The sequence below is a fragment of the Bacillus sp. AG4(2022) genome (assembly GCF_031844465.1).
GTDB lineage: Bacteria > Bacillota > Bacilli > Bacillales > Cytobacillaceae > Bacillus_AB > Bacillus_AB infantis.
This window is the reverse complement of record NZ_JAUZVH010000001.1, coordinates 193,599-213,834: the sequence shown is the minus strand read 5'-3', so window position 1 is coordinate 213,834 and position 20,236 is coordinate 193,599. Positions and strand designations below refer to the sequence as shown.

Here is a 20,236-nt window from a genome sequence, read left to right as displayed (position 1 = left end):
CTCAAAAATGAAAATGAGAGAAAGACAGCACGGTTGCAGGCCCCGGGATGCTTGTACTACAATAAATACAAACTTGGCAGGAGAGGAGGATAATTGATGGCAAAGTATGAAGTGAAGGTAGAATTCTGCATGATGTGAAACTACGCACCAAAAGCCGCGAGTTTCGCGGAGGACCTATTTAATCATTTCCGGTCTGAAGTAGGAAAAATGGAGCTGGTCCCCAGTTCAGGCGGCGCCTTTGAAGTGACAGTGAATGGAAGCAAAATCTATTCAAAGCTTGAGACAGGCGTCTTTCCTAAAAGCCAGGAAATCATTGATAAAATGAAATGACAATAGGAACAGCCCCGCCTTCTTTTTGGAGCGGGGCTTCCGTTATATTTAACCTCTAAATGGCCGGTTATTGTACAGGCACCTTGCGATCTTTGCCGGAGCCTTTACTGGTTTTGGAAATGAATACTTCCAGTATGCCGCAGGAAAATCGGGAGGTAACCAGTTTTTCTGTTATAAGAAATGGAAAATCGACTTCCCGGCTGACTGTTTCTTTATCCTTTTCTGCCCTGATGATCAGCTCATGGCCGTTTAATATGACGGAAAGCATCGCAGCTGTGAAATCTGTCAGCAAGGCTTCCACAATATATTCCGCATCCGTCTCATAAATGTCGATCCGGAAAGCTGATTGATCAAGATAAGAAGTCAGCGGATCAAGAAAGAAATGCTCCATCCATTTTTCCATTTCCTTGAATGGATTATCTTCGCTGTTCTTTCCCATAATAATGCCCCCTTGTTGCGACCATTATATTCATTAGAACCGCACAGGGTGAAAATGATATAATACTTCTAATTAATATGCTGGAGGATTAAAAAAGTGAACAATATTCTCAGACAGATCCCCCCTGTACACGAGATGCAGAGGGATGAAAGGGCACTTAGCCTGCAGGAAAGGCTGGGGCTTGAGCACGGCCGTTTTGCCGAGCTGATCAAGGAGGCGCTTGACTCAGTAAGACAGGCGATCCTGGCAGGGAACTACAGCGGTCCCGAGCCGGGAAGCAAGGAATTTCTGATCCGTTTATTTAATAATATCGAAGCTGCCGCTGAGCAAAAATACAGCTTTGCCTTACAAAAAGTGATCAATGCAACAGGCACCATTCTTCACACCAATCTGGGAAGGGCAAGGCTTTCAGAGGCTGCTGTTGAACATATGTCCAGCATTGCCAGGAGCTACTCTAACCTTGAATACAATTTGGAAAAAGGCAGCAGGGGGTCCCGCCATGATCTCGTTGAAGGTTTGGTTAAGGAGATCACGGGTGCAGAAGCGGCAATGATCGTCAATAACAATGCGGCTGCCGTATTCCTCGTTCTGAGGGCGCTGGCTTCTGGCAGCGAGGTCATTGTTTCCCGGGGCGAGCTTGTTGAAATTGGCGGTTCTTTTCGGATTTCTTCCATTATGGAGGAATCAGGGGCCAGGCTGGTAGAAGTGGGAACGACGAATAAAACTCATCTCCGGGATTATAAGGAAGCAGTAACAGAGGATACCGCGATGCTGATGAAGGTACATACGAGCAACTTCAAGATCGTCGGCTTTACCAAAAGTGTTCCTGCCGGTGAACTGGCAGAAGAAGCCGCAAAGAGCGGGCTTATCTATTACGAAGATCTCGGAAGCGGGGTGCTGTATGATTACAGCAAGCATGGGATTGGGGAAGAGCCTGTGGTAAGCGAGGTTCTGAAAGCCGGCGCGAGCATTGTGTCTTTCAGCGGTGATAAGCTGCTCGGTGGGCCCCAGGCAGGAATCATCGCAGGACGGAAAGATTTAATCGATAAGCTGAAAAAGCATCAGCTGGCAAGAGTTCTAAGAGTGGATAAGATGACCTTGGCGGCTTTGGAAGCAACGCTTTCAGCATATGTAAAAGATGAGAAGGCATTAATGGAGATTCCTGTCATCCGCGATATGCTAGCCGGTGAGGATGACCTTAAGAAGAGGGCAGAAGCATTTGCTGCTGAAGTACGTTTAGGCTGCCCTGATTCCGAGGTGAGGGTGATGGAAAGCACCAGCATGGTCGGAGGGGGGACGATGCCGGATGTTGAGCTGCCGACCTTTGCAGCGGCGGTCAGGATGCCAGGCATTACTGCAGATGAGCTTGCCGTAAAACTAAGGGAGCAGGATGGGGTGCCGATCATAGCAAGGATTCGCCAGGAAGAAACGATATTTGATCTCCGGACCGTTTCTGAAGAAGAGGCAGGGATCATTGCTGCCTGCCTGAGCAAAATTGAAAAAGGCTTGTCTCCAGAGTAGGGGACAAGCCTCTTTGCCATGTTCTACATATCGTGCCCGGAATTATGCTTTTGTCTTGTATGGTTGCGGTTTTTCACTTTCTTAGAGCCGCTTAACGGTTCAGGCTGACCTGTATTGTCCCCTTTTGGGGCGTTTTTGTGCATATCTTTGCTGTCGTTTTTGTTCATTTGCCATCCCTCCTAACATTAGGATGTTTTTTGCAGTTGTTTTTATACCGAATATTTTCCCGGCCGACTGCACAATTTAACACTACATCTTGATTAACAGGAGTGAAAACATGCCATACCATAAAGACAAACAGCAGGCTTTTCAGGCGGCAGAGCAAGGATTCGCCGAAGCCAGCGGCTTATATAATGAAATCGTGCGCGACAGCGCAAGCTACGGCCATCAGCTGAAGCACCTGCAAAATGAGGTCAATGAAGCATTTGCACAAATCGAAAATGCTCTTGAAACAGCGAGTGAACATCAACGGGGCCAGCTTGAGCAATTTCAGCGCGATTTGTCAAGGATCATCCAGGAAGTCAATGCTGTTGACTAATCATCACGCAAAAACCCCTTTTCAAGGGGTTTTTTGTTGTTATATTTTGGGGACCAAGCCACCAGATGATGTCACTGGTTTTTCTTGCGTTTTTTATTGTTTTGTTTCTGGGCTTCTGTCAATGGCTCATTTGAATATTCCTCGTTAAAGCCGGCTCCCTGCCCCTGGCTTTTAGCTGCGTTCATGCCTGGACGTACATGGTTTGCTTTTCGTTTCGCCAAAATTCTCACCTCCGCATTCATATCTTTTGCCTGTAAACCAGCCCTCATTCGGTAAAAAATTGCTTTTTTGCAATAATATTTGTTTTAAAAAACCCCAAAAAGGTATATAGAAATTGACTCTGTTAGCTGTCCAATCCCGCCAAAATTAATTGCAATCAAAAATATAATAAGTAAAACTTATCAAAAACAATAACTTTCTTGTTATTTACTTATATAAAAGGTTGTATTAAGATAAGAATTGTGAGAAAAGTGGCGATGGAAATGACAATTCAAACTTTTCGACAATTATTATAATTTTGGTATATGATTATCATTAGAGGGGGTAATACATATGTCTAAAAATGATGTTTTTAATTCAAGGAAATCATTTGAACTAGACGGTAAACGCTATCATTACTATCAATTAGCAGCTTTGGAAGAAGCAGGAATCGGCAGCGTATCAAGGTTGCCTTATTCCATTAAAGTATTGCTTGAGTCTGTCCTGCGCCAGTTTGACGGACGCGTTATTACACAGGAGCATGTAGAGAACCTGGCAAAATGGGGATCTGACCAAGTGAAGGAAGTAGACGTTCCATTCAAGCCTTCACGCGTCATCCTTCAGGATTTCACAGGCGTTCCTGCGGTTGTTGACCTTGCTTCATTAAGGAAAGCAATGGCTGACATGGGCGGAGATCCTGACAAAATCAATCCGGAGAAGCCAGTTGACCTGGTTATCGACCACTCAGTACAGGTTGATAAGTATGGTACTCCTGATTCCCTGGAAGCAAATATGGTTCTTGAATTTGAACGAAATGCCGAGCGTTACCAGTTCCTTAGCTGGGCTCAGAAAGCATTTGACAACTACCGTGCTGTTCCGCCGGCAACCGGGATCGTTCACCAGGTTAACCTGGAATTCCTTGCAAACGTGGTTCAGGCAGTTGAAACGCCGGATGGCGATTTCGAAGCTTTCCCTGATTCACTTGTAGGTACAGATTCCCATACCACGATGATCAACGGAATCGGCGTACTTGGCTGGGGTGTAGGCGGAATTGAAGCTGAAGCAGGAATGCTTGGCCAGCCTTCATATTTCCCAGTGCCTGAAGTAGTAGGTGTCAAGCTGACTGGAGAGCTTCCTAACGGGGCTACAGCAACAGACCTTGCACTTAAGGTGACACAGGTTCTCCGCCAGCAGGGGGTTGTCGGAAAATTTGTCGAGTTCTTTGGATCAGGTGTAACGGCACTGCCGCTTGCTGACCGTGCGACAATTGCCAACATGGCTCCTGAATATGGTGCAACTTGCGGATTCTTCCCGGTTGATTCAGAATCACTTAACTACATGCGCCTGACAGGCAGATCTGAAGAGCAGATCAAGCTTGTTGAAAAATACTGCAGAGAGAATGGATTGTTCTTCGATCCTTCACTTGAACCGGTATACACTGAAGTAGTTGAAATCAACCTTGCTGAAATTGAAGCAAACCTTTCCGGCCCTAAACGCCCTCAGGATCTGATTCCTCTTTCTGCCATGAAAGAAGAATTCAATCAGGCGCTTACGGCTCCTCAAGGGAACCAGGGCTTCGGCTTAAGCAAGAAAGAGATCAATAAAGAAGTAACCGTTGATTTCCAAAACGGAGACTCAACAAAAATGAAAACTGGGGCTATCGCAATTGCTGCGATCACAAGCTGTACAAATACCTCAAATCCATACGTGCTTGTCGGCGCCGGCCTTGTGGCAAAGAAAGCGGTCGAGCTTGGCCTTGAAGTGCCTAAATATGTAAAAACTTCACTTGCGCCTGGGTCTAAGGTAGTTACAGGCTACCTGCGTGATTCCGGATTGCTTCCATACCTTGAGCAGATCGGCTTCAACCTTGTCGGTTACGGCTGCACAACCTGCATCGGGAATTCCGGACCGCTGAGAGAGGAAATTGAGAAGGCAGTAGCTGACAGTGATCTTCTTGTCACTTCCGTCCTTTCAGGAAACAGGAACTTTGAAGGCCGTATCCATCCGCTTGTAAAAGGAAACTACCTGGCTTCACCGCCGCTTGTAGTCGCTTATGCACTGGCTGGAACTGTCGACATCGATCTTCAAAATGAATCGCTCGGAAAAGATAAAGATGGAAACGATGTATTCTTCAAGGATATCTGGCCATCTACTGCTGAAGTGAACGAGGTTGTCAGCAGGACTGTAACACCTGAGCTGTTTAAGAAAGAATACGAGCATGTATTCAGCGACAACGAGCGCTGGAATGAAATCCAGACCAGCAATGAACCATTATATTCTTTCGATGAAAACTCAACTTACATCCAAAACCCGCCGTTCTTTGAAGGGCTTACGCCAAATGCGGATGAAGTCAAGCCGCTTAACGGACTGCGTGTAGTAGGTAAATTCGGCGACTCTGTTACAACTGACCACATTTCACCAGCAGGCGCGATCGGCAAGGATACACCAGCAGGCAGATATCTGCGCGAAAATGGCGTTGAGCCGCGCGATTTCAACTCTTATGGCTCACGCCGCGGTAACCATGAAGTTATGATGCGCGGAACATTCGCGAATATCCGCATCCGCAACCAGGTTGCCCCTGGCACTGAAGGCGGCTTCACGACTTACTGGCCTACTGGCGAAGTAACAAGCATCTATGATGCTTGCATGAAGTACAAGGAAGACGGAACTGGCCTTGCAGTTCTTGCAGGCAAAGACTATGGAATGGGCTCTTCCCGTGACTGGGCAGCCAAAGGCACAAATCTTCTGGGCATCAAGACAGTCATCGCTGAGAGCTATGAGCGTATCCACCGTTCCAATCTTGTGCTTATGGGTGTTCTCCCGCTTCAATTTAAAGCAGGAGAAAATGCAGAGGTCCTTGGCCTGACTGGCAAGGAAACATTCGATGTCCAAATCGATGAAAATGTAAGGCCACGCGATTTTGTTAAGGTAACAGCAACAGACGAAGATGGAAACAAGCTAACTTTTGAAGTGCTTGTCCGTTTCGACTCTGAAGTTGAAATCGACTACTACCGCCATGGCGGAATCCTGCAGATGGTTCTGCGCGAAAGACTTAAAAACTAATAAAAGTGTAGGCGCCGCGGCATTGCTGCGGCGCTTTTTTCTGTAAAAAAAATATATGCTTCATACATAATTCTTGCTACAATAGCTTGTAGCATCAGAAAAATTTGAATAGTCTTCGAGAGGGGAACAAAAATGGAACAGACATTCCTTCAATCCGTTACATATGATAACGGCACATTATATATATTGGATCAGACCCTGCTGCCATCTGTCACAGAATTTCTTGAAATCACCAAGGTGGAGGATGCCTGGGACGCCATCAAGCAGCTGAAAGTCAGAGGGGCTCCGGCCATTGGGATTGCCGCTGCTTACGGACTTGTACTGGCCGCCAACAAGGCTCCTGAGGGAGATTTCTCATCATTTTACAAAGAATTCAAAGAAAATCTTGAGTACCTGGCAAGCTCCCGTCCTACTGCCGTTAATCTTTTCTGGGCGTTACAGAGAATGGATGAGCGTGCCCTGGCGGAAAAAGACCAGCCAGTTGCCAGGATAAAGAAAAAGCTTGAGGAAGAAGCACACCTGATCAGAAAAGAGGATGAGGAAGTATGCCGCATGATCGGCATCAACGGGCTGGCCCTTTTGAAAGACGGGATGGGTGTGCTGACACATTGCAATGCAGGCGGCATTGCCACTGCAAGGTACGGGACGGCGCTGGCGCCTTTCTATCTCGCAAAGGAAAAAGGCTGGGAACTTAAGGTGTATGCAGATGAAACGCGGCCGCTCCTTCAAGGTGCAAGGCTGACAGCATGGGAACTCCAGCAGGCAGGCATTGATGTGACTCTTATCACAGACAGCATGGCTGCCATGGTCATGCAACAAGGCATGGCTGAAGCTGTCTTTGTCGGCTGTGACCGGGTGGCCGCCAATGGGGACACTGCCAATAAAATTGGGACATACGGGCTTGCCCTGCTTGCCAAGGCACATAACATTCCGTTTTACGTAGCAGCGCCTACATCTACCATTGACATGAAGACAGAATCAGGAGATGCTATCCCGATTGAAATGAGAGGCTCCGAAGAACTTACGCATGGGTTCGGCAAAGCCACTGCACCGGAAGGAGTCAAGGTTTTCAATCCGGCATTTGATGTAACACCTGCTGAGCTGATAACAGCCATCATCACCGAAAAAGGGATCATTCAAGGGAATTATCCCGAAGAGTTAAAGAAGCTTTTTCATTCATAATTTCAAGAAAGCAAGCAGCAATGCTTGCTTTTTGTCTGTGAGCTCTTTCTGCTCATATATTTTTCTGACGGGGGCAACGTAATAATGGAGACAATTGAATTAGGGTCGTTCAGCCTCAAGATTGACTTGCTGGTTTCTCTTCTTTCGCTGCTGATCGTCCATCTGTTTTTCCTCTTTCATCTTAAAAATAGACAAGAGTTTCGAAAAACCTTCGAGGACAAGCTTTTTACAGCAGTGCTGATTTGGTTTCTTATATATAAGTTTGGCAGGCTGCTTTTCCAGCCGTCACTTTTATGGACTAATCCCCTGGGCTTGCTTTATTTCAATGGAGGGGTAAAAGAAGCTGTTCTCGGTTTACTCGGTGCCGCTCTTTATTTTGCCGGACAGTGCAGGAAGCATGGCTGGGCTGGCAGGGAAGCGGTCTATTTGATTATCTATGCGCTCATCACTTTTTTATGCGGATTTTGGCTGTTAAGCATTCTTTACTTTTTTATCAAATAAGCTTTTAAAGGAGGAGTATTGGCTATGGCCAAAAAAGTAATGCAGCTGATGGCCTTCTTAGTTTTGTTCCATATATCAGGCATATTGCCGCTCGATGCTGCTAAAGCGGACTTGCCTGGTCTTGCAGCGGGTACTGAGGCACCTGATTTTCAGCTGAAGGATCTTCAGGGAAATATTGTTAAGCTCTCAGATTTCCGCGGAAAAAAGGTCATGCTGAATTTTTGGGCTCCATGGTGCCCTCCCTGCAAACAGGAGATGCCTGAGATGCAAAAATTCCATGAAGCAGCCGGGAATGAGATCAGCATCCTGGCTGTCAATATCGATCCGCAATATAACTCGGCGAAATTTATTGAGAAGATGGGAATCACCTTTCCAATCCTGCTGGATGCCAAGGATGAGGTTAATACCCAGTATAAAGTCATGACGGTACCTGCTACTTATTTCATTGATGATAAAGGTATAATTCGGGATAAATATTTATCAGCGATGGAAGCAGAAACCATGTGGGAAATGACTGAAAAAATGAAGCAAAAATGAGCATCCTGATGGGGTGCTTTTTTATTTAGGTATAGGATTTTTTACTGTCCTGATTAAATTTTCAAAAAGTTGTAATAATTGCAGGAATTTTTGGGCATATTAACTGTTAGAATAGGAAATAAGGAAGGTGAAAGAAATGAGAAAACCGAGAAAACAGACATTTGCAGAGCTTGTCCTTGAAAACAAGCGCCAGCTTCTGAAAGATCAGGCTGCTATAGATCGCATTGAAGTAAGGCTTGAAGAAAAACGTATGGGCAAAGCTGAATAAATTCCCATTCGTAACTCCCCCTCTTAAGGAGATATTAAAAGGGAGGAGGGATAAGCATGGGCAATCCGAAAAAAGACAGCAGCCAGTTTGTGCCGAACCACATAGGAACTAAATCAAGAGGATTCGGCGGCAACAAAGGCAAGAAAATGCAGGATACATCAGGCAAGCATGCTCAGGTTATTCAAACAAAAGGCGAATAAATGATAAATCACAGCCGTCCCTTATCGGGCCGGCTGTTTGTTTGTATGACCAGATATTTTTTCCTTATGTGCATATGCCAGGCCACCCTTTTACCCACTCATTTCCAACATGAAAAAACAACATATTCCGCAAACTAATCAGGCAACAATCCACTACCGCCAAGGAGGGTTCCGTTATGGCACACAACAGGCCAAATCCCGATGACAGAAGCGATAACGTTGAGAAGCTTCAATCGATGATAGTCCATACAATTGAGAATATGCAGGAAGCAGAGGCTTCGATGGAGTTTGCAAACGAAGAAGACAAAAAGCGGATCGAAGCTAAGAACGAGCGCCGCCGGGACAGCCTGGACGCTTTCCGTTCAGAGGTTAAGGACGAATATCGCGCACAGCAGGAAAACGGAATAGAATAATGAAGCCATTGGCCCGGGATATTCATCAGAACCCGGGCCATTTTCATACTCTGGCCAGTGCGGCAGATTACTTAGTACATACATGAATATATGGTAAAATGATAGCGGACGCGTAAGCGGAGAGTAAATAATTTTTGTAAAAGAAGATGTGATAGTGATGAATCAAAGGAAACAAAATGCTTCCCCTAACTTCGCCCGTATTGCGGAATGGGAAAAAGAGTACAGCGAGAACGGATATATATCCAATGAAGGCAGACTGTTAAGGCTGCTGAAGGAAATAAACAGTGATGAAGATCCCGGATCTGTTTCAGCCATTCTTACGCTTGCCGCTCTTTCAAGGCTTGGCAGAAATAAAGACGACAGCCTTGCCGCTGCCTGGATGGACAAAGCTTTAGAGCTGGATCCGCAAAATGGTCAGGCACGGAGATTTATGGCCCAGAGGGATTGGAAGAAGCATCGTGAGCTTCTTGATATGCTTGTCTTTCCCTCTATCAGGGAAACAGACAACCGGACAGCAAAGCGTAAAATCGCCGAGCAGTATATCAGCATTTCCCGCAGCTTCCTGGATGCATCTGAAGAAGAGAAGGAAAGGCTATCAGGCAAGAGGGAAGTGTCAGAGGAACTGACAGACAAGAAGTTTGAAGATATATACTCCAGCCTGATCAGCCTGCTCGATGCGGCTGTTGATGAAACAGCTTTGCTGCTGAAGGCTGCTGAAGAATATGAAGAGTCAATTTCAGGAGTTTTCCATACAGCAACCCATGTCAATGACATGAAAAAGCATATTGACCGAATTGCCGGACTGAAAGAAGAGTGGCATGCTTTATTCCAGACTGAAGAAGAGGAAACCGAAGAAATCAGTGCACTTGATAGTCTTAACAGTATGATCGGCATGGAAAAGGTAAAAAGCCGGGTCAATGATTTCTATAAATTCCTGAAATACCAGAAAAAAAGAAAGCAGCTGGGGTTTCAGATCAAAGATGAAATGAGCCTCCATATGATTTTGACGGGCAATCCGGGAACAGGAAAAACCACACTCGCAAGGCTGCTTGCAAAAATTTATCATGAACTTGGCGTCCTGCCGCGGGAAGAAGTGGTGGAAGCAGACCGCTCCCAGCTTGTAGGAGCATATGTCGGCCAGACAGAGGAAAACGTCCGCTCGGCTGTTGAGAGAGCGCTCGGCGGCGTTCTTTTCATTGACGAAGCATACAGTCTGAAACGGGAAGGCCAGACAGGGAATGATTATGGCCAGACAGCAATTGATACTTTAGTATCAATGATGACCGGGGCGGAATATGGCGGCAAGTTTGCAGTGATTCTGGCAGGCTATCCGGAAGAAATGCGGCAGTTCCTTGACGCCAATCCAGGTCTCAGGAGCCGCTTCCCTCAATCCAACCAGCTCCATCTTCCGGATTATACAGAGGATGAACTTGTGGAAATTGCTGATAGAATAGCGAAGGACAATGATTATATCCTTACTGATGAAGCAAAATCAGAGCTTAAAGGCAGGCTTGAGAAGGAAAAAGTGGATGACACTTTCGGAAATGCGCGGACAGCCAAAAATATCGTCCTCGACGCCATTTTTGAAAAAGGGGCGCAAACCGAAGCCACTGATCACCTGCTTCCTTATACACTGCTCGAAAAAGAGGACTTCATCCTTCACCAGGATGATGGGAAACGAAGTAACCCTGAGAAGCAGCTGGAAAGGCTTGTCGGACTTGAAAACATCAAAGAAGAAGTAGAGTCGCTGATATCGTTTGTAAAAATGCAGCAGTACCGCCGCGAACAGGATCTCCCATCAGTGCCTGTACAGCTTCATTCCGTATTTACCGGCAATCCCGGCACAGGGAAGACGACAGTGGCGAAGATTTATGCAGAGCTGCTTCATAAATGCGGGATGCTGAAAAGAGGACATCTCATCATTGCCGGCCGTTCAGATCTTGTTGCAGGCTATGTAGGCCAAACAGCGATCAAGACGAAGAAAATCATCAGGGAAGCATTGGGCGGTGTTCTTTTTATAGACGAAGCTTACTCCCTTTTAAGTGAATCGCCTGGGGATTTTGGCAAAGAAGCCATCGACACACTGGTTGATGAAATGACAAAGCATAATGAAAATCTGGTTGTCGTCCTTGCCGGCTATTCCAATGAAATGGAAAGGCTGCTGCAGAGCAACCCAGGCCTGAAATCCCGCTTTAAGAAGTTCTTTCATTTTAAAGATTATAATACAGAAGAACTTATCCAGATCATCAAGAATTACGCCGCTCAATATAAGTATGATTTGACTGCAGGAGCAATTGCTTATTTGGATGAAGCATTGCCCGGCATAAAGGCCGGAGGCAACGGGCGCCTTGCAGCCAATCTGGCTGATGAATCCATCCAGTTCCAAGCCTTCAGGCTCATGGAAGGCGATGAGAATCAATTGAAGGAGAATGCATCCCTTCTAGAGAAAGAGGATTTTGAGAAGGCGGTAAAGAAAATCACAAAGGGGAATAAAGATGCTGATATCAACGAAAGAAATTGAAGTCCGATATGCTGAAACCGATCAAATGGGTGTGGTATACCATGCCAATTATCTTGTCTGGATGGAGCTTGGCCGCACCAGGCTGATCGAGGAGCTTGGCTTCAATTATGCAGAGCTTGAAAAAGACGGAATCATTTCTCCTGTAATCGATATTGCCGCTTCCTATAAAAAGCCTGTCAGATATGGTGAAAAAGCTGTCATCAAGACTTGGATTGAAGAATATGACGGATTCCGTGTCACATATGGCTATGAAATATTGACAGAGGCCGGCGAATTGTCAGTAGAAGGCATATCCAAGCATGTTTGTGTGAAAAAGGAAAATTTCCGCCCCATTTCAATCAAGCGGAAATATCCTGATTGGCACGAAGCCTATGAAAAAGCGAAAAAAGCTCCTGAAGCGGCTGAGTAGGTGATCCAGTGGCATTTGGGATTGGAAAAAAAGAATTGAAAGAATGGAAAGATAAAATTGATAAAGGGGAAATTGCTTTCCTGACTCATTACTGGCTGGATGACCGCTTCCCCGGCTGCAAAACAGTGACAAAGGTAGGCTGCAATGATTTGGAAAAGCTGAAAAAATGGGGGATTTCCCATGGCCTTAAGCCGGAATGGATTGATATTAGAAAAGACGGCTATTCTCATTTTGATTTGCTGGGAGACAGGCAGAAACAGATTCTTGCCAAAGAAGGAATCCGCAATCCCCTGGACTGAATTGAAATAGAAAAAAACAGCCGCTTAGAAAGGCGGCTGCTTACTCTTCATATTTGAATACAGGCTCATTGGCCTTGTGATTCATTTCAACATACAGGTTTTGGTCATTAAAAAACCAAAGATCTTTTTCTTCAATAAAGAATAAGATGCCGTTTTTTTCTGTTACTGCACCTGCATTGACCGGCTCTTCATTGGCAACCCCGAGAGAGAATCCCTGCTGGACAGTGCTGCAGCCCCCGTAGCGGGCAAAGAAACGGAGATGGTCACCTTTTTCCAGTGAAAGTTCATCTTTATACCATTGTGCGGCATCGTCATTTATATGTATGTTCATGAGAAGTCTCCTTTCCCGCAATCTGTTTTCCATAATCATTATAAAGGACTATGCGGTGTAAAGCGAATAATTGAATCAGGCTGCATTAGTGAAACAGGCCTATTTATACTTTATGTTTTATTTGCAAAAAATACCCCTTATCAGGGTGATTTTCACAAGCTCTGCGATTCCTGCCAGGCCGTTTAACAGGTTGGAAGGGCAGGGTAAAGAAAAAATAAAGTGAAGGATGTGTCAGCTTGACTCAATATCGGTTAATGAATATGATCGGCATCTTTATTTTTGGCGGAATAGCGCTTCTTGTCGTTCTCCAGACAGATAAAGCAGAGAAGGCCATTGAAGCAGGCGCTTTTGCCGCTGTCATGGCTGTCATTTATTTTGTTCTTGCTGCAATCTGCGAGAAAAACCGGAACATTTTTATACCAGTTATCGGTGTGCTGGCAGTCTTGGCGGTCAGCATGATTTTTCTGCAGGGATACTTCTTCGGATCACATCACTAGAAGAAAACCGATACATTCAAATTACTGTAAAAGGGGGTGGCCCGATGTTTAAAATGACTGGAGCTGCAGCCGATAAACTGCTTGAGGCAGTAGAAAAGGAAAGAAAGACTGAGGATGAGAAGCTGTATGTACGACTTTCAATGGGGATCGGCTGAGGCGGCCCTCAGCTTAAGCTGTCTCTGGAAGAGCAGCCTATTACCGATGATAAAACCTTTGAATTCGGCGATCTTTCTGTTTTGATCCATAATAAGGATTTTGTCTATTTTGATCATACTAAACTTGATTATGTAAAAGATGTATTTGGAAATGCAAAGTTTCAATTGATTAAGTTATAGCTCTATAAGGGAAAAAAGCGCGTGTCTCCACCAGTAAACAGTCCGATCATGTGGAAAAACAAAAAAATAGCATTAGAAATCGAGCATAAAATCGCAAAGGATTTATGCTCGATTTTTTATTGACAGGTAAGTGTTATTCCTGTTTTCATTACCAGATTAACAAGTGAAATAGCCTATTAATCAGCATGACAATAGCTATCTTCATCCTATTGATTCGGGTTTCATTAAGATTGTATTTTTGCTATTAAAGAACAAGAGGATTAAAAACTTAATGTTAAAATATTTTTCAGCAACAAAGTAGGTCAAGTTTCATTAAAGAGCAGGTTATTGGAACAAGCGCTTTTTAAGGATTAATAAAAATAGGAATTTTAAGGGGAAAAGTTATGAAGCAAAAGGCGTCAGAGGAATTATTTAGAATAGATTGTGAAGATATTTATCTTCAAGAGTTTTCAATTGAAGATGCAATTCATATATACAGAATATCAAATCAGCCAGAAATATTTAAGTTCCTGCCTGACTGGAAATCAACCAAGGAACAAAGGATAGATTGGGTCACCAATTACGAGATGCCAGCAAATAAAGCATTTCTTGATGCAGCCAAAAGAACTGCCAACATTGAAGGTCACTTTTTAAAACTAGGGGTATTTATTAAGGAAACGAATGAATTGATTGGGTGGTGCTGTACGGGTATTAAAGATGAGCTTCCTATACCAAATAGAGAAATTATGTACGCCATTTCAAATGACTATCAAAGGAAGGGTTACGCAACCAAAGCGTCTATAGGTTTGATTGACTATTTGTTTACAAATACGAATGTAGGGATCCTTAATGCAGTAGCTTTAATTAACAACGTCTCATCAAATAAAGTAATTGAAAAATGTAAATTTACCTATCAAGGTCAACTGACGTTAGAAAATGAACGTTATAATCACTATATATTGAGTAAGTCAATGTGGAAGAAACATTAAGTAAGTGTTTGCTCTAAATTTATAGAGAGCTGCAATCGAAACATGTTCATAAAAAAAGACTAGCTCGGAGCAGTATGCTCTGAGCTATTTCCTTGCTGTCTATTGTATAATCTACCCTGCAGCTTTGATATTTTTTTCTCCACCATAACTGAACTGCTCTCTCCAGGAAGCATCTGCTTTATCTAGTCTTAATCTTGATACTCCATTGCGCCGGCAATTCTCACGGTTTGATTTGCGGCTGGGTTTATTTGCGACTCTCCAAATCAGCTTCAGGCTTCACCTCTTTATCCGTATCTGCAGTATCTGCAGGAAGAATAAGCTTCACCATTGTCCCTTCTCCCGGCCTGCTTGATATTTCAATGCTTCCGCCCAGTTCCTCGACAATTTTCTTGCAGACCGACATGCCGATGCCTGTGCCGGTTTCTTTTGTCGTATAAAACGGCTCATAAATCCTTTGCAGTGTTTCTTCCGACATGCCGCATCCATTATCCTGAATCGTAATGACAGCATGCTGGCTGCTGCATTCGACCTTTGCCTGGACAGAGCCGGCCGTGCTCTCGATTGTCATTGCTTCCATTGCATTTTTGAACAGATTGGAAAGCACCTGCTTCAGCTCACCGGGAACAGCCGCCAATGTGGGATCATCGGGGGAAGGTTCGAATAAAAGCAGGCTTCCCCTTAAAACGGCTTCGCTTTCGTAAAGCATTACAATTTCTCTGACAATCTGATTGATATGCACTTTTTTTATTTTGTTCTCGGAAGGTTTATTGGCATTCAGGAAACTGCCGATAATTTCATTTGCCCGGCTGATTTCCCCTAAAGCAATATTGGCATATTCCTCTTTACCGATCTCCCTGAGCTGAGGCTTAAGCAGCTGGAGGAAGCCCTTGACCGTAGTAAGCGGATTGCGGATTTCGTGAGCGATGCCGGCAGCCAGCTTTCCTAGATTCGCCTGAAATTCATAGGCGACTGCCATTTCCTGCACCTGTTCTGCGGTCTGTACAAGCTTTTCCTTTTTTTTCTGCAGTGCTTTGGAAAAAACAGCCGCTTTTTCCTCGAACTGGGCCAGAACTTGATCAATTTCCGCTGCCAATGGTTCAATAGGAAAGCAGAATATATGGATCGTTTCATTTTCGGGCCCATCAGCCCGGTAAATGCGGAACCAGCCTTCTTTAAAATGAAAATCAAGATATTCTGCATTCCTTCCAAAAAGGAATGCCTGAAGCTCCTGCACTTTCCGGCCGTCGGCAAGAAGTTCCGAAATATGCTTTTGGCAATGATGCTGCTGGTTACCTGAGGCCGAGATGATGTATAAATCATGGGTTAAAATAAAATAAGGAAAAGGAAACGATTCTTGAGATAAAGAGTTTACGGGTATCACAATATACCCTCCTTAAAACGAGTAATGTGTGTGTATTTTATCTTTTTTAAGCCGCCCGGCAGTCAGGGGCCTCACCGTAATATATGAATCTTTTTCCGTATTATGTGCGGAATTTGATAAAAAAGAAAGTTTTAAGTCGAAAAAGTGGGTAATTATGACTTTTATACTATTATACAAAACTGGTATGTACACTACAATAACGCACAATATTTTTCTTTTGCAGAACAGATTTTTTAGGGTGTTATTAGCATGTATAGCATGTGCTGAAGGAGCTGGGAGGAAAAAAATAAACGGCTTTCCAGCCGTTTATTTTTTGTTCTAAAGCCAGGAGATTTTTGGCTCTGTTTTATCTTTTATGCGTTTAATATTGGCCCTGTGCCTGTAGATGACAAAGAAGGCAAGGATGGATACAACTATAGTCAGCAGCGGATCCCATTCACCTACAAAAAGGGAATAGATTACAGCCGAAACAGCTGCCAGCATAGATGAAAGGGATACATATTTGGTTATGTATAAGCTGAGGAAGAAAATTACCACAATCACTGCAAACATAAGCGGTGCACATGCCAGCAGTACTCCTCCGGATGTTGCGACTGCCTTTCCTCCTCGGAAGCCGGCAAAGATAGGATACATATGGCCAATTACAGCAAATATGCCTGCCACGAGCCAATTGAAATCCGATCCCAGGAAATAGGGAAGGAGGGCTGCAAGAGTCCCTTTTAATATGTCTGCACTTGTAACGATGATGCCTGCCTTAACGCCAAGCGTCCTGAATGTATTAGTTCCGCCCAGATTGCCGCTGCCATGCTGGCGGATGTCTGTCCCGTAAAATGCCTTTCCGATCCAGAGCCCGGAAGGAATGGATCCGAGCAAATAAGCCAGTACAATGATAATGCCTGCTGTCATAACTTCTCTCCTTTATTCAAAATCCGCGATTCCCCACGTTATTTGACTGGAATCTGATTGTCTGATCTGGTATCAATTCAAAGAGGATTAGCCAGGTCTTTATATTGTACCATGTGAGGACAACTTAGCACCAGGTACTAATCCATGTTTATATATGCTTTACCCGGGAAAATGATCTATAGATAAGAGTTGAGCATTATTATTGATAATCGTAATCGTTTCGATTACAATAAGAATATCTTATAAAAGAGGTGACTGCAATGAGACAGGATATTCATCCGGATTACAGGCAGGTAGTATTTATGGACGTAAACAGCGGCTATAAATTTTTAAGCGGCTCTACGAAAAAGACGAACGAAACGATAGAATGGGAAGACGGCAACACTTATCCGCTGTTAAAGGTCGAAGTAAGCTCTGACACACATCCCTTTTATACCGGCAAACAGAAATTCGCCGATAAAGGCGGCCGTGTCGACCGTTTTATGAAGAAATACAATATGGAAAACAAAGAAAAATAAAAAGCAGCAGCCCGCCGGCTTCCCAGCCTGGCGGGCTTTTCTTATAAAAGCACAGTCCTCAGACTTTTTCTTTCTTATAGATCTGAAAGATCTTTTTAATTGCTTCCATGTGGAGAGCTTCATGGTAAAAACTGAAGAGAAAGGCTTCCCCTGCTGTATGGAAGGTTGTGCCGGCTTTATTGGTGAAAGGTTCTGGCAGCGTTTCTTCCAGGCGGCCAGGCATAAATTGGAGGATCCGGTCCTTTTGGTCAGCCATGATGCCGGCAATTTCCTTCAGGCTCGGCGGCTCCTGCTTCCATGTTCGCGGACTGGTGCCAGCACTGAAAAGCTCTTCATATGATGCCGGCAGTCCTGATTTTTCCTTCAGCAGCAAGAATGCTATTTTTTCCTGTATGTAGACAATATGTCCGAAATTCCAGCGGATGCTGTTATTGAAGCCGTCTGGAACAAAATCAGCTGCTTCCTCTGGCATGCGCTTAAGCGATTTTTCTGTAATATCCTTCACCGTCTCCATATGCTTGAAAATCAGATGCTCCATATAAGAACCCCCTATGTTTTTTCAGGCTGAGCCGGAAGCTGATGCCGGCCGGCCCATTCTATCAATAAATATACGCTTTGTTGTAAATATATTTCAAGAATCTTTCAATATGCTTTTCAGTGTTTCGCCTGGACCAAATCGGGTATCTATAGAACAGAAGCAACAATCATTTTACTTTAAAGGAGAGATTATCAATGGAACATACAAATGGTTCAGCAGAAACAAACAGCAAAGTAGAAAACAAACTGGAGAACATGGGATCTGAGAAGAAAGACGAAATTCTATCAAGCTTTGAAGGCTTCAAGGATTATTTAGGAGGCAAGGTTTCACTCGGCAAGAAAATGGGATTGAATGAAGAGCAGCTGGCAAATGCTGCGCAGAAGGTAGGCGACTATCTGGCGAAGAAGGAAGAGCCTCGCAACAGGGAGGAAAAGCTGCTTCAGGAGCTTTGGAAGTCCGGCAACGAAGAAGAGCAGCATGCTCTTTCCCATCTGCTGGTGAAGCTGGTAGGCTAATCTCAAAATAATCAGGAGCAAAGCAATCTATGCTTTGCTCTTTTTTTCTGTATAGGAATTTAAAATTGCAGACGTTGTCACAGGACGTGGCGTTCTTAGTCTGCGTTCCTTAAGGTGATCAAGGCGCTTGCGCTTTTGTTCTGATTGGCCATATGGTTTCTATTTTTGAAAAAAGGGTTATTATATAGGCATTCATCCGCTTGGCAGGAAAAAATGGGAGGAACAATTATGGGGCCGTTAAAAAAGAAAAGAGTATGGGTTCCGGCTGTGCTGCTATTTTTGATCATATACAGCGTTACAGTCATTTACCATACAAATAAAAAGCTGCCTGAGGGATTGTCTTATGAAGGGAAAGTCCATCAGGCTGAGGATTTGCAGCTGCTGACGGATTTATCATACGAAGACAAAAAAGGAAAAAGGCAGCATGATCAGGAAATTTTTGAAAGGATGCAGGAGGCGATCGAAGAAGCAGAGGACTTTATCGTTATGGATATGTTTCTATATAGCGGCTATTACGACAAGGAGGAGAAGTTCCCTCCGCTCAGCCAGAATATAACTGACAGGCTGATCAGAAAGAAGAAGCAGAATCCCGAGATGCCCATTATTGTCATTACAGATAAAATCAATACTACATATGGCTCCCATGAAGCACCTGAACTGGAGGAGCTGAAGAAGAGCGGCATTGAGGTGGTCATGACGAAATTAGAGCCGCTGCGTGACTCAAACCCGCTTTATTCTGGTTTCTGGCGGATGTTTCTGCAGTGGTTCGGCCAGGATGGCAAAGGCTGGCTGCCCAATCCGCTTGCCAATACTGCACCTAATGTCACAGCGCGGTCCTATCTTGATCTGCTTAACATCAAGGCCAATCACCGCAAGGTCTTCGTGTCTGAGAAAACAGCCATCGTTTCTTCAGGGAACCCCCATGATGCAAGCGGCTATCATTCCAATATCGCTTTTGAAGGAAGCGGCGGTCTCATAGCGGATTTGCTCAAAACAGAACAGGCTGTCATTGATTATTCCGGCTATGATATTCAGCTGCCAAAGTACCGGCAAAATGCAAAGGAAGGCGGACCCATCAGCCTGCAGGTTTTGACAGAAGGAAAGATTCTCAAACATATACTTCAAGAAATAGATGAAAGCCGGAAAGGCGATATCATATGGCTTGGCATGTTCTATCTTGCCGAGCGGGATGTCATCGGCGGCCTGGAGGAAGCGGCAGACCGCGGAGTGCAGATCAATCTCATATTCGACCCGAACCAGAATGCTTTTGGCTCGGAAAAGACAGGTCTCCCGAATATTCCGGTTGCTTCTGAACTTGAAAAGCTCGGTAAAGAAAACATTTCCATCCGCTGGTACAATACAGATGAGGAGCAGTACCATCCGAAGCTGATGTTCATTCAAAAGGAAGCTGATAGCGTTTTGATCGGCGGATCAGCCAATTTTACAAAAAGGAATCTGGATGATTTGAATCTCGAAACGGATGTTAAGATAGCAGCCCCCAATGATACAGAGGTCATTAAGGATGCTGATGCCTATTTTCAAAGGATATGGCAGAATAAAGATGGCATCTATACGCTTGACTATGGTACCCAGGAAGAGCTTCCGGTGTTCAGATATATCGTATACAGCCTTCAAAGGATGCTTGGTTTCACCACTTATTAATATATTTTCCAGCAAAAAAACCTTCCGGCACTCCTTTGCCTGGAAGGTTTTTTGCGGTGCCTTTAAGTGGAATGCTTTGAAACTTTTTACGTTTCCCAATCGTTAATATTAGAGAGTGCTGCAAGAAAAAACAGGCAGGATATTTTAGAAGATTCGTCCTTCCCTT

General features: G+C 44.4%; 24 protein-coding genes and 1 pseudogene. 18 read left to right on the top strand and 7 right to left on the bottom strand.

Annotated elements, in window-relative coordinates:
* Window positions 1-150: 150 nt before the first annotated feature.
* A pseudogene (locus Q9R36_RS01090) lies at window positions 151-330 on the top strand (Rdx family protein); the annotation flags it as partial.
* Window positions 331-397: 67 nt separating this feature from the next.
* Here Q9R36_RS01090 and Q9R36_RS01085 read toward each other — a convergent pair.
* Complete coding sequence (locus tag Q9R36_RS01085) at window positions 398-769, bottom strand: Hsp20/alpha crystallin family protein (protein WP_101547692.1); 372 nt, start codon at window positions 767-769, stop codon at window positions 398-400.
* A gap of 96 nt (window positions 770-865) precedes the next feature.
* Between Q9R36_RS01085 and selA the strand changes: the two genes are divergently transcribed.
* Window positions 866-2,290 carry an L-seryl-tRNA(Sec) selenium transferase gene (gene selA, locus Q9R36_RS01080; RefSeq protein ID WP_101547693.1) on the top strand — a complete coding sequence of 475 codons (1,425 nt, stop codon included), beginning with the start codon at window positions 866-868 and terminating at the stop codon, window positions 2,288-2,290.
* 23 nt (window positions 2,291-2,313) lie between these two features.
* Here the strand turns inward: selA and Q9R36_RS01075 are convergent, their stop codons facing one another.
* The gene (locus tag Q9R36_RS01075) at window positions 2,314-2,457 is read right to left on the bottom strand and encodes a small acid-soluble spore protein P (RefSeq protein WP_101547694.1); all 144 of its coding nucleotides are present in this window, start codon (window positions 2,455-2,457) and stop codon (window positions 2,314-2,316) included.
* A 110-nt stretch (window positions 2,458-2,567) separates the two neighbouring features.
* Here Q9R36_RS01075 and Q9R36_RS01070 point away from each other — a divergent pair, with 110 nt between their 5' ends.
* On the top strand, window positions 2,568-2,828 hold the full coding sequence (locus Q9R36_RS01070; RefSeq protein WP_101547695.1) for a hypothetical protein: 261 nt from the start codon (window positions 2,568-2,570) through the stop codon (window positions 2,826-2,828).
* Window positions 2,829-2,899: 71 nt separating this feature from the next.
* Here the strand turns inward: Q9R36_RS01070 and sspO are convergent, their stop codons facing one another.
* Window positions 2,900-3,049 carry a small acid-soluble spore protein O gene (gene sspO / locus Q9R36_RS01065; RefSeq protein WP_101547696.1) on the bottom strand — a complete coding sequence of 50 codons (150 nt, stop codon included), beginning with the start codon at window positions 3,047-3,049 and terminating at the stop codon, window positions 2,900-2,902.
* Window positions 3,050-3,380: 331 nt separating this feature from the next.
* Here sspO and acnA point away from each other — a divergent pair, with 331 nt between their 5' ends.
* The 10 genes from acnA (at window position 3,381) to Q9R36_RS01015 (ending at window position 12,419) form a co-directional block, all read left to right on the top strand.
* Complete coding sequence (acnA, locus tag Q9R36_RS01060) at window positions 3,381-6,089, top strand: aconitate hydratase AcnA (protein WP_101547697.1); 2,709 nt, start codon at window positions 3,381-3,383, stop codon at window positions 6,087-6,089.
* 132 nt (window positions 6,090-6,221) lie between these two features.
* Window positions 6,222-7,271, top strand: coding sequence for an S-methyl-5-thioribose-1-phosphate isomerase (mtnA, locus tag Q9R36_RS01055; protein ID WP_101547698.1), 1,050 nt, complete (start codon window positions 6,222-6,224; stop codon window positions 7,269-7,271).
* 84 nt (window positions 7,272-7,355) lie between these two features.
* A complete protein-coding gene (locus tag Q9R36_RS01050; RefSeq protein WP_101547699.1) occupies window positions 7,356-7,772 on the top strand; it encodes a hypothetical protein in 417 nt (138 codons plus the stop codon).
* A 24-nt stretch (window positions 7,773-7,796) separates the two neighbouring features.
* Window positions 7,797-8,309: a peroxiredoxin family protein gene (locus Q9R36_RS01045; protein WP_101547700.1), complete on the top strand. Its 513-nt coding sequence runs from the start codon at window positions 7,797-7,799 to the stop codon at window positions 8,307-8,309.
* 136 nt (window positions 8,310-8,445) lie between these two features.
* The gene (locus Q9R36_RS01040; protein WP_022543828.1) at window positions 8,446-8,577 is read left to right on the top strand and encodes an FbpB family small basic protein; all 132 of its coding nucleotides are present in this window, start codon (window positions 8,446-8,448) and stop codon (window positions 8,575-8,577) included.
* Window positions 8,578-8,633: 56 nt separating this feature from the next.
* Window positions 8,634-8,777, top strand: coding sequence for an acid-soluble spore protein N (locus tag Q9R36_RS01035; protein ID WP_009790921.1), 144 nt, complete (start codon window positions 8,634-8,636; stop codon window positions 8,775-8,777).
* Window positions 8,778-8,953: 176 nt separating this feature from the next.
* Window positions 8,954-9,190: a small acid-soluble spore protein Tlp gene (tlp, locus tag Q9R36_RS01030; protein WP_101547701.1), complete on the top strand. Its 237-nt coding sequence runs from the start codon at window positions 8,954-8,956 to the stop codon at window positions 9,188-9,190.
* Window positions 9,191-9,347: 157 nt separating this feature from the next.
* Window positions 9,348-11,711: an AAA family ATPase gene (locus Q9R36_RS01025; protein ID WP_311224405.1), complete on the top strand. Its 2,364-nt coding sequence runs from the start codon at window positions 9,348-9,350 to the stop codon at window positions 11,709-11,711.
* Window positions 11,686-12,120: an acyl-CoA thioesterase gene (locus Q9R36_RS01020; RefSeq protein WP_101547703.1), complete on the top strand. Its 435-nt coding sequence runs from the start codon at window positions 11,686-11,688 to the stop codon at window positions 12,118-12,120. The genes Q9R36_RS01025 and Q9R36_RS01020 overlap by 26 nt, the downstream gene beginning before the upstream one ends.
* Window positions 12,121-12,128: 8 nt before the next feature.
* The gene (locus Q9R36_RS01015; protein ID WP_101547704.1) at window positions 12,129-12,419 is read left to right on the top strand and encodes a hypothetical protein; all 291 of its coding nucleotides are present in this window, start codon (window positions 12,129-12,131) and stop codon (window positions 12,417-12,419) included.
* A gap of 40 nt (window positions 12,420-12,459) precedes the next feature.
* Here Q9R36_RS01015 and Q9R36_RS01010 read toward each other — a convergent pair whose 3' ends face one another.
* Window positions 12,460-12,750, bottom strand: a complete 291-nt coding sequence (locus Q9R36_RS01010) for a HesB/YadR/YfhF family protein (RefSeq protein ID WP_101547705.1) — start codon at window positions 12,748-12,750, stop codon at window positions 12,460-12,462.
* A gap of 236 nt (window positions 12,751-12,986) precedes the next feature.
* Here Q9R36_RS01010 and Q9R36_RS01005 point away from each other — a divergent pair, with 236 nt between their 5' ends.
* The gene (locus Q9R36_RS01005; protein ID WP_129612246.1) at window positions 12,987-13,247 is read left to right on the top strand and encodes a hypothetical protein; all 261 of its coding nucleotides are present in this window, start codon (window positions 12,987-12,989) and stop codon (window positions 13,245-13,247) included.
* 718 nt (window positions 13,248-13,965) lie between these two features.
* Complete coding sequence (locus Q9R36_RS00995; protein WP_311224404.1) at window positions 13,966-14,550, top strand: GNAT family N-acetyltransferase; 585 nt, start codon at window positions 13,966-13,968, stop codon at window positions 14,548-14,550.
* A gap of 244 nt (window positions 14,551-14,794) precedes the next feature.
* On the opposite strand, the gene Q9R36_RS00990 is transcribed toward Q9R36_RS00995, so the two are convergent.
* Both Q9R36_RS00990 and plsY read right to left on the bottom strand, forming a co-directional pair.
* Window positions 14,795-15,931 carry a two-component system sensor histidine kinase NtrB gene (locus Q9R36_RS00990; RefSeq protein ID WP_311224403.1) on the bottom strand — a complete coding sequence of 379 codons (1,137 nt, stop codon included), beginning with the start codon at window positions 15,929-15,931 and terminating at the stop codon, window positions 14,795-14,797.
* A 318-nt stretch (window positions 15,932-16,249) separates the two neighbouring features.
* Window positions 16,250-16,837, bottom strand: coding sequence for a glycerol-3-phosphate 1-O-acyltransferase PlsY (gene plsY / locus Q9R36_RS00985; RefSeq protein WP_253616882.1), 588 nt, complete (start codon window positions 16,835-16,837; stop codon window positions 16,250-16,252).
* A 260-nt stretch (window positions 16,838-17,097) separates the two neighbouring features.
* Here plsY and Q9R36_RS00980 point away from each other — a divergent pair, with 260 nt between their 5' ends.
* Window positions 17,098-17,355, top strand: coding sequence for a type B 50S ribosomal protein L31 (locus tag Q9R36_RS00980; protein ID WP_101547710.1), 258 nt, complete (start codon window positions 17,098-17,100; stop codon window positions 17,353-17,355).
* A 58-nt stretch (window positions 17,356-17,413) separates the two neighbouring features.
* Here Q9R36_RS00980 and Q9R36_RS00975 read toward each other — a convergent pair whose 3' ends face one another.
* Window positions 17,414-17,893: a DinB family protein gene (locus tag Q9R36_RS00975; protein ID WP_311224402.1), complete on the bottom strand. Its 480-nt coding sequence runs from the start codon at window positions 17,891-17,893 to the stop codon at window positions 17,414-17,416.
* A gap of 194 nt (window positions 17,894-18,087) precedes the next feature.
* Between Q9R36_RS00975 and Q9R36_RS00970 the strand changes: the two genes are divergently transcribed.
* On the top strand, window positions 18,088-18,408 hold the full coding sequence (locus Q9R36_RS00970) for a DUF3243 domain-containing protein (RefSeq protein ID WP_009790936.1): 321 nt from the start codon (window positions 18,088-18,090) through the stop codon (window positions 18,406-18,408).
* Between the two features lie 228 nt (window positions 18,409-18,636).
* Complete coding sequence (locus Q9R36_RS00965) at window positions 18,637-20,070, top strand: phospholipase D family protein (protein ID WP_311224401.1); 1,434 nt, start codon at window positions 18,637-18,639, stop codon at window positions 20,068-20,070.
* Window positions 20,071-20,236: the final 166 nt, after the last annotated feature.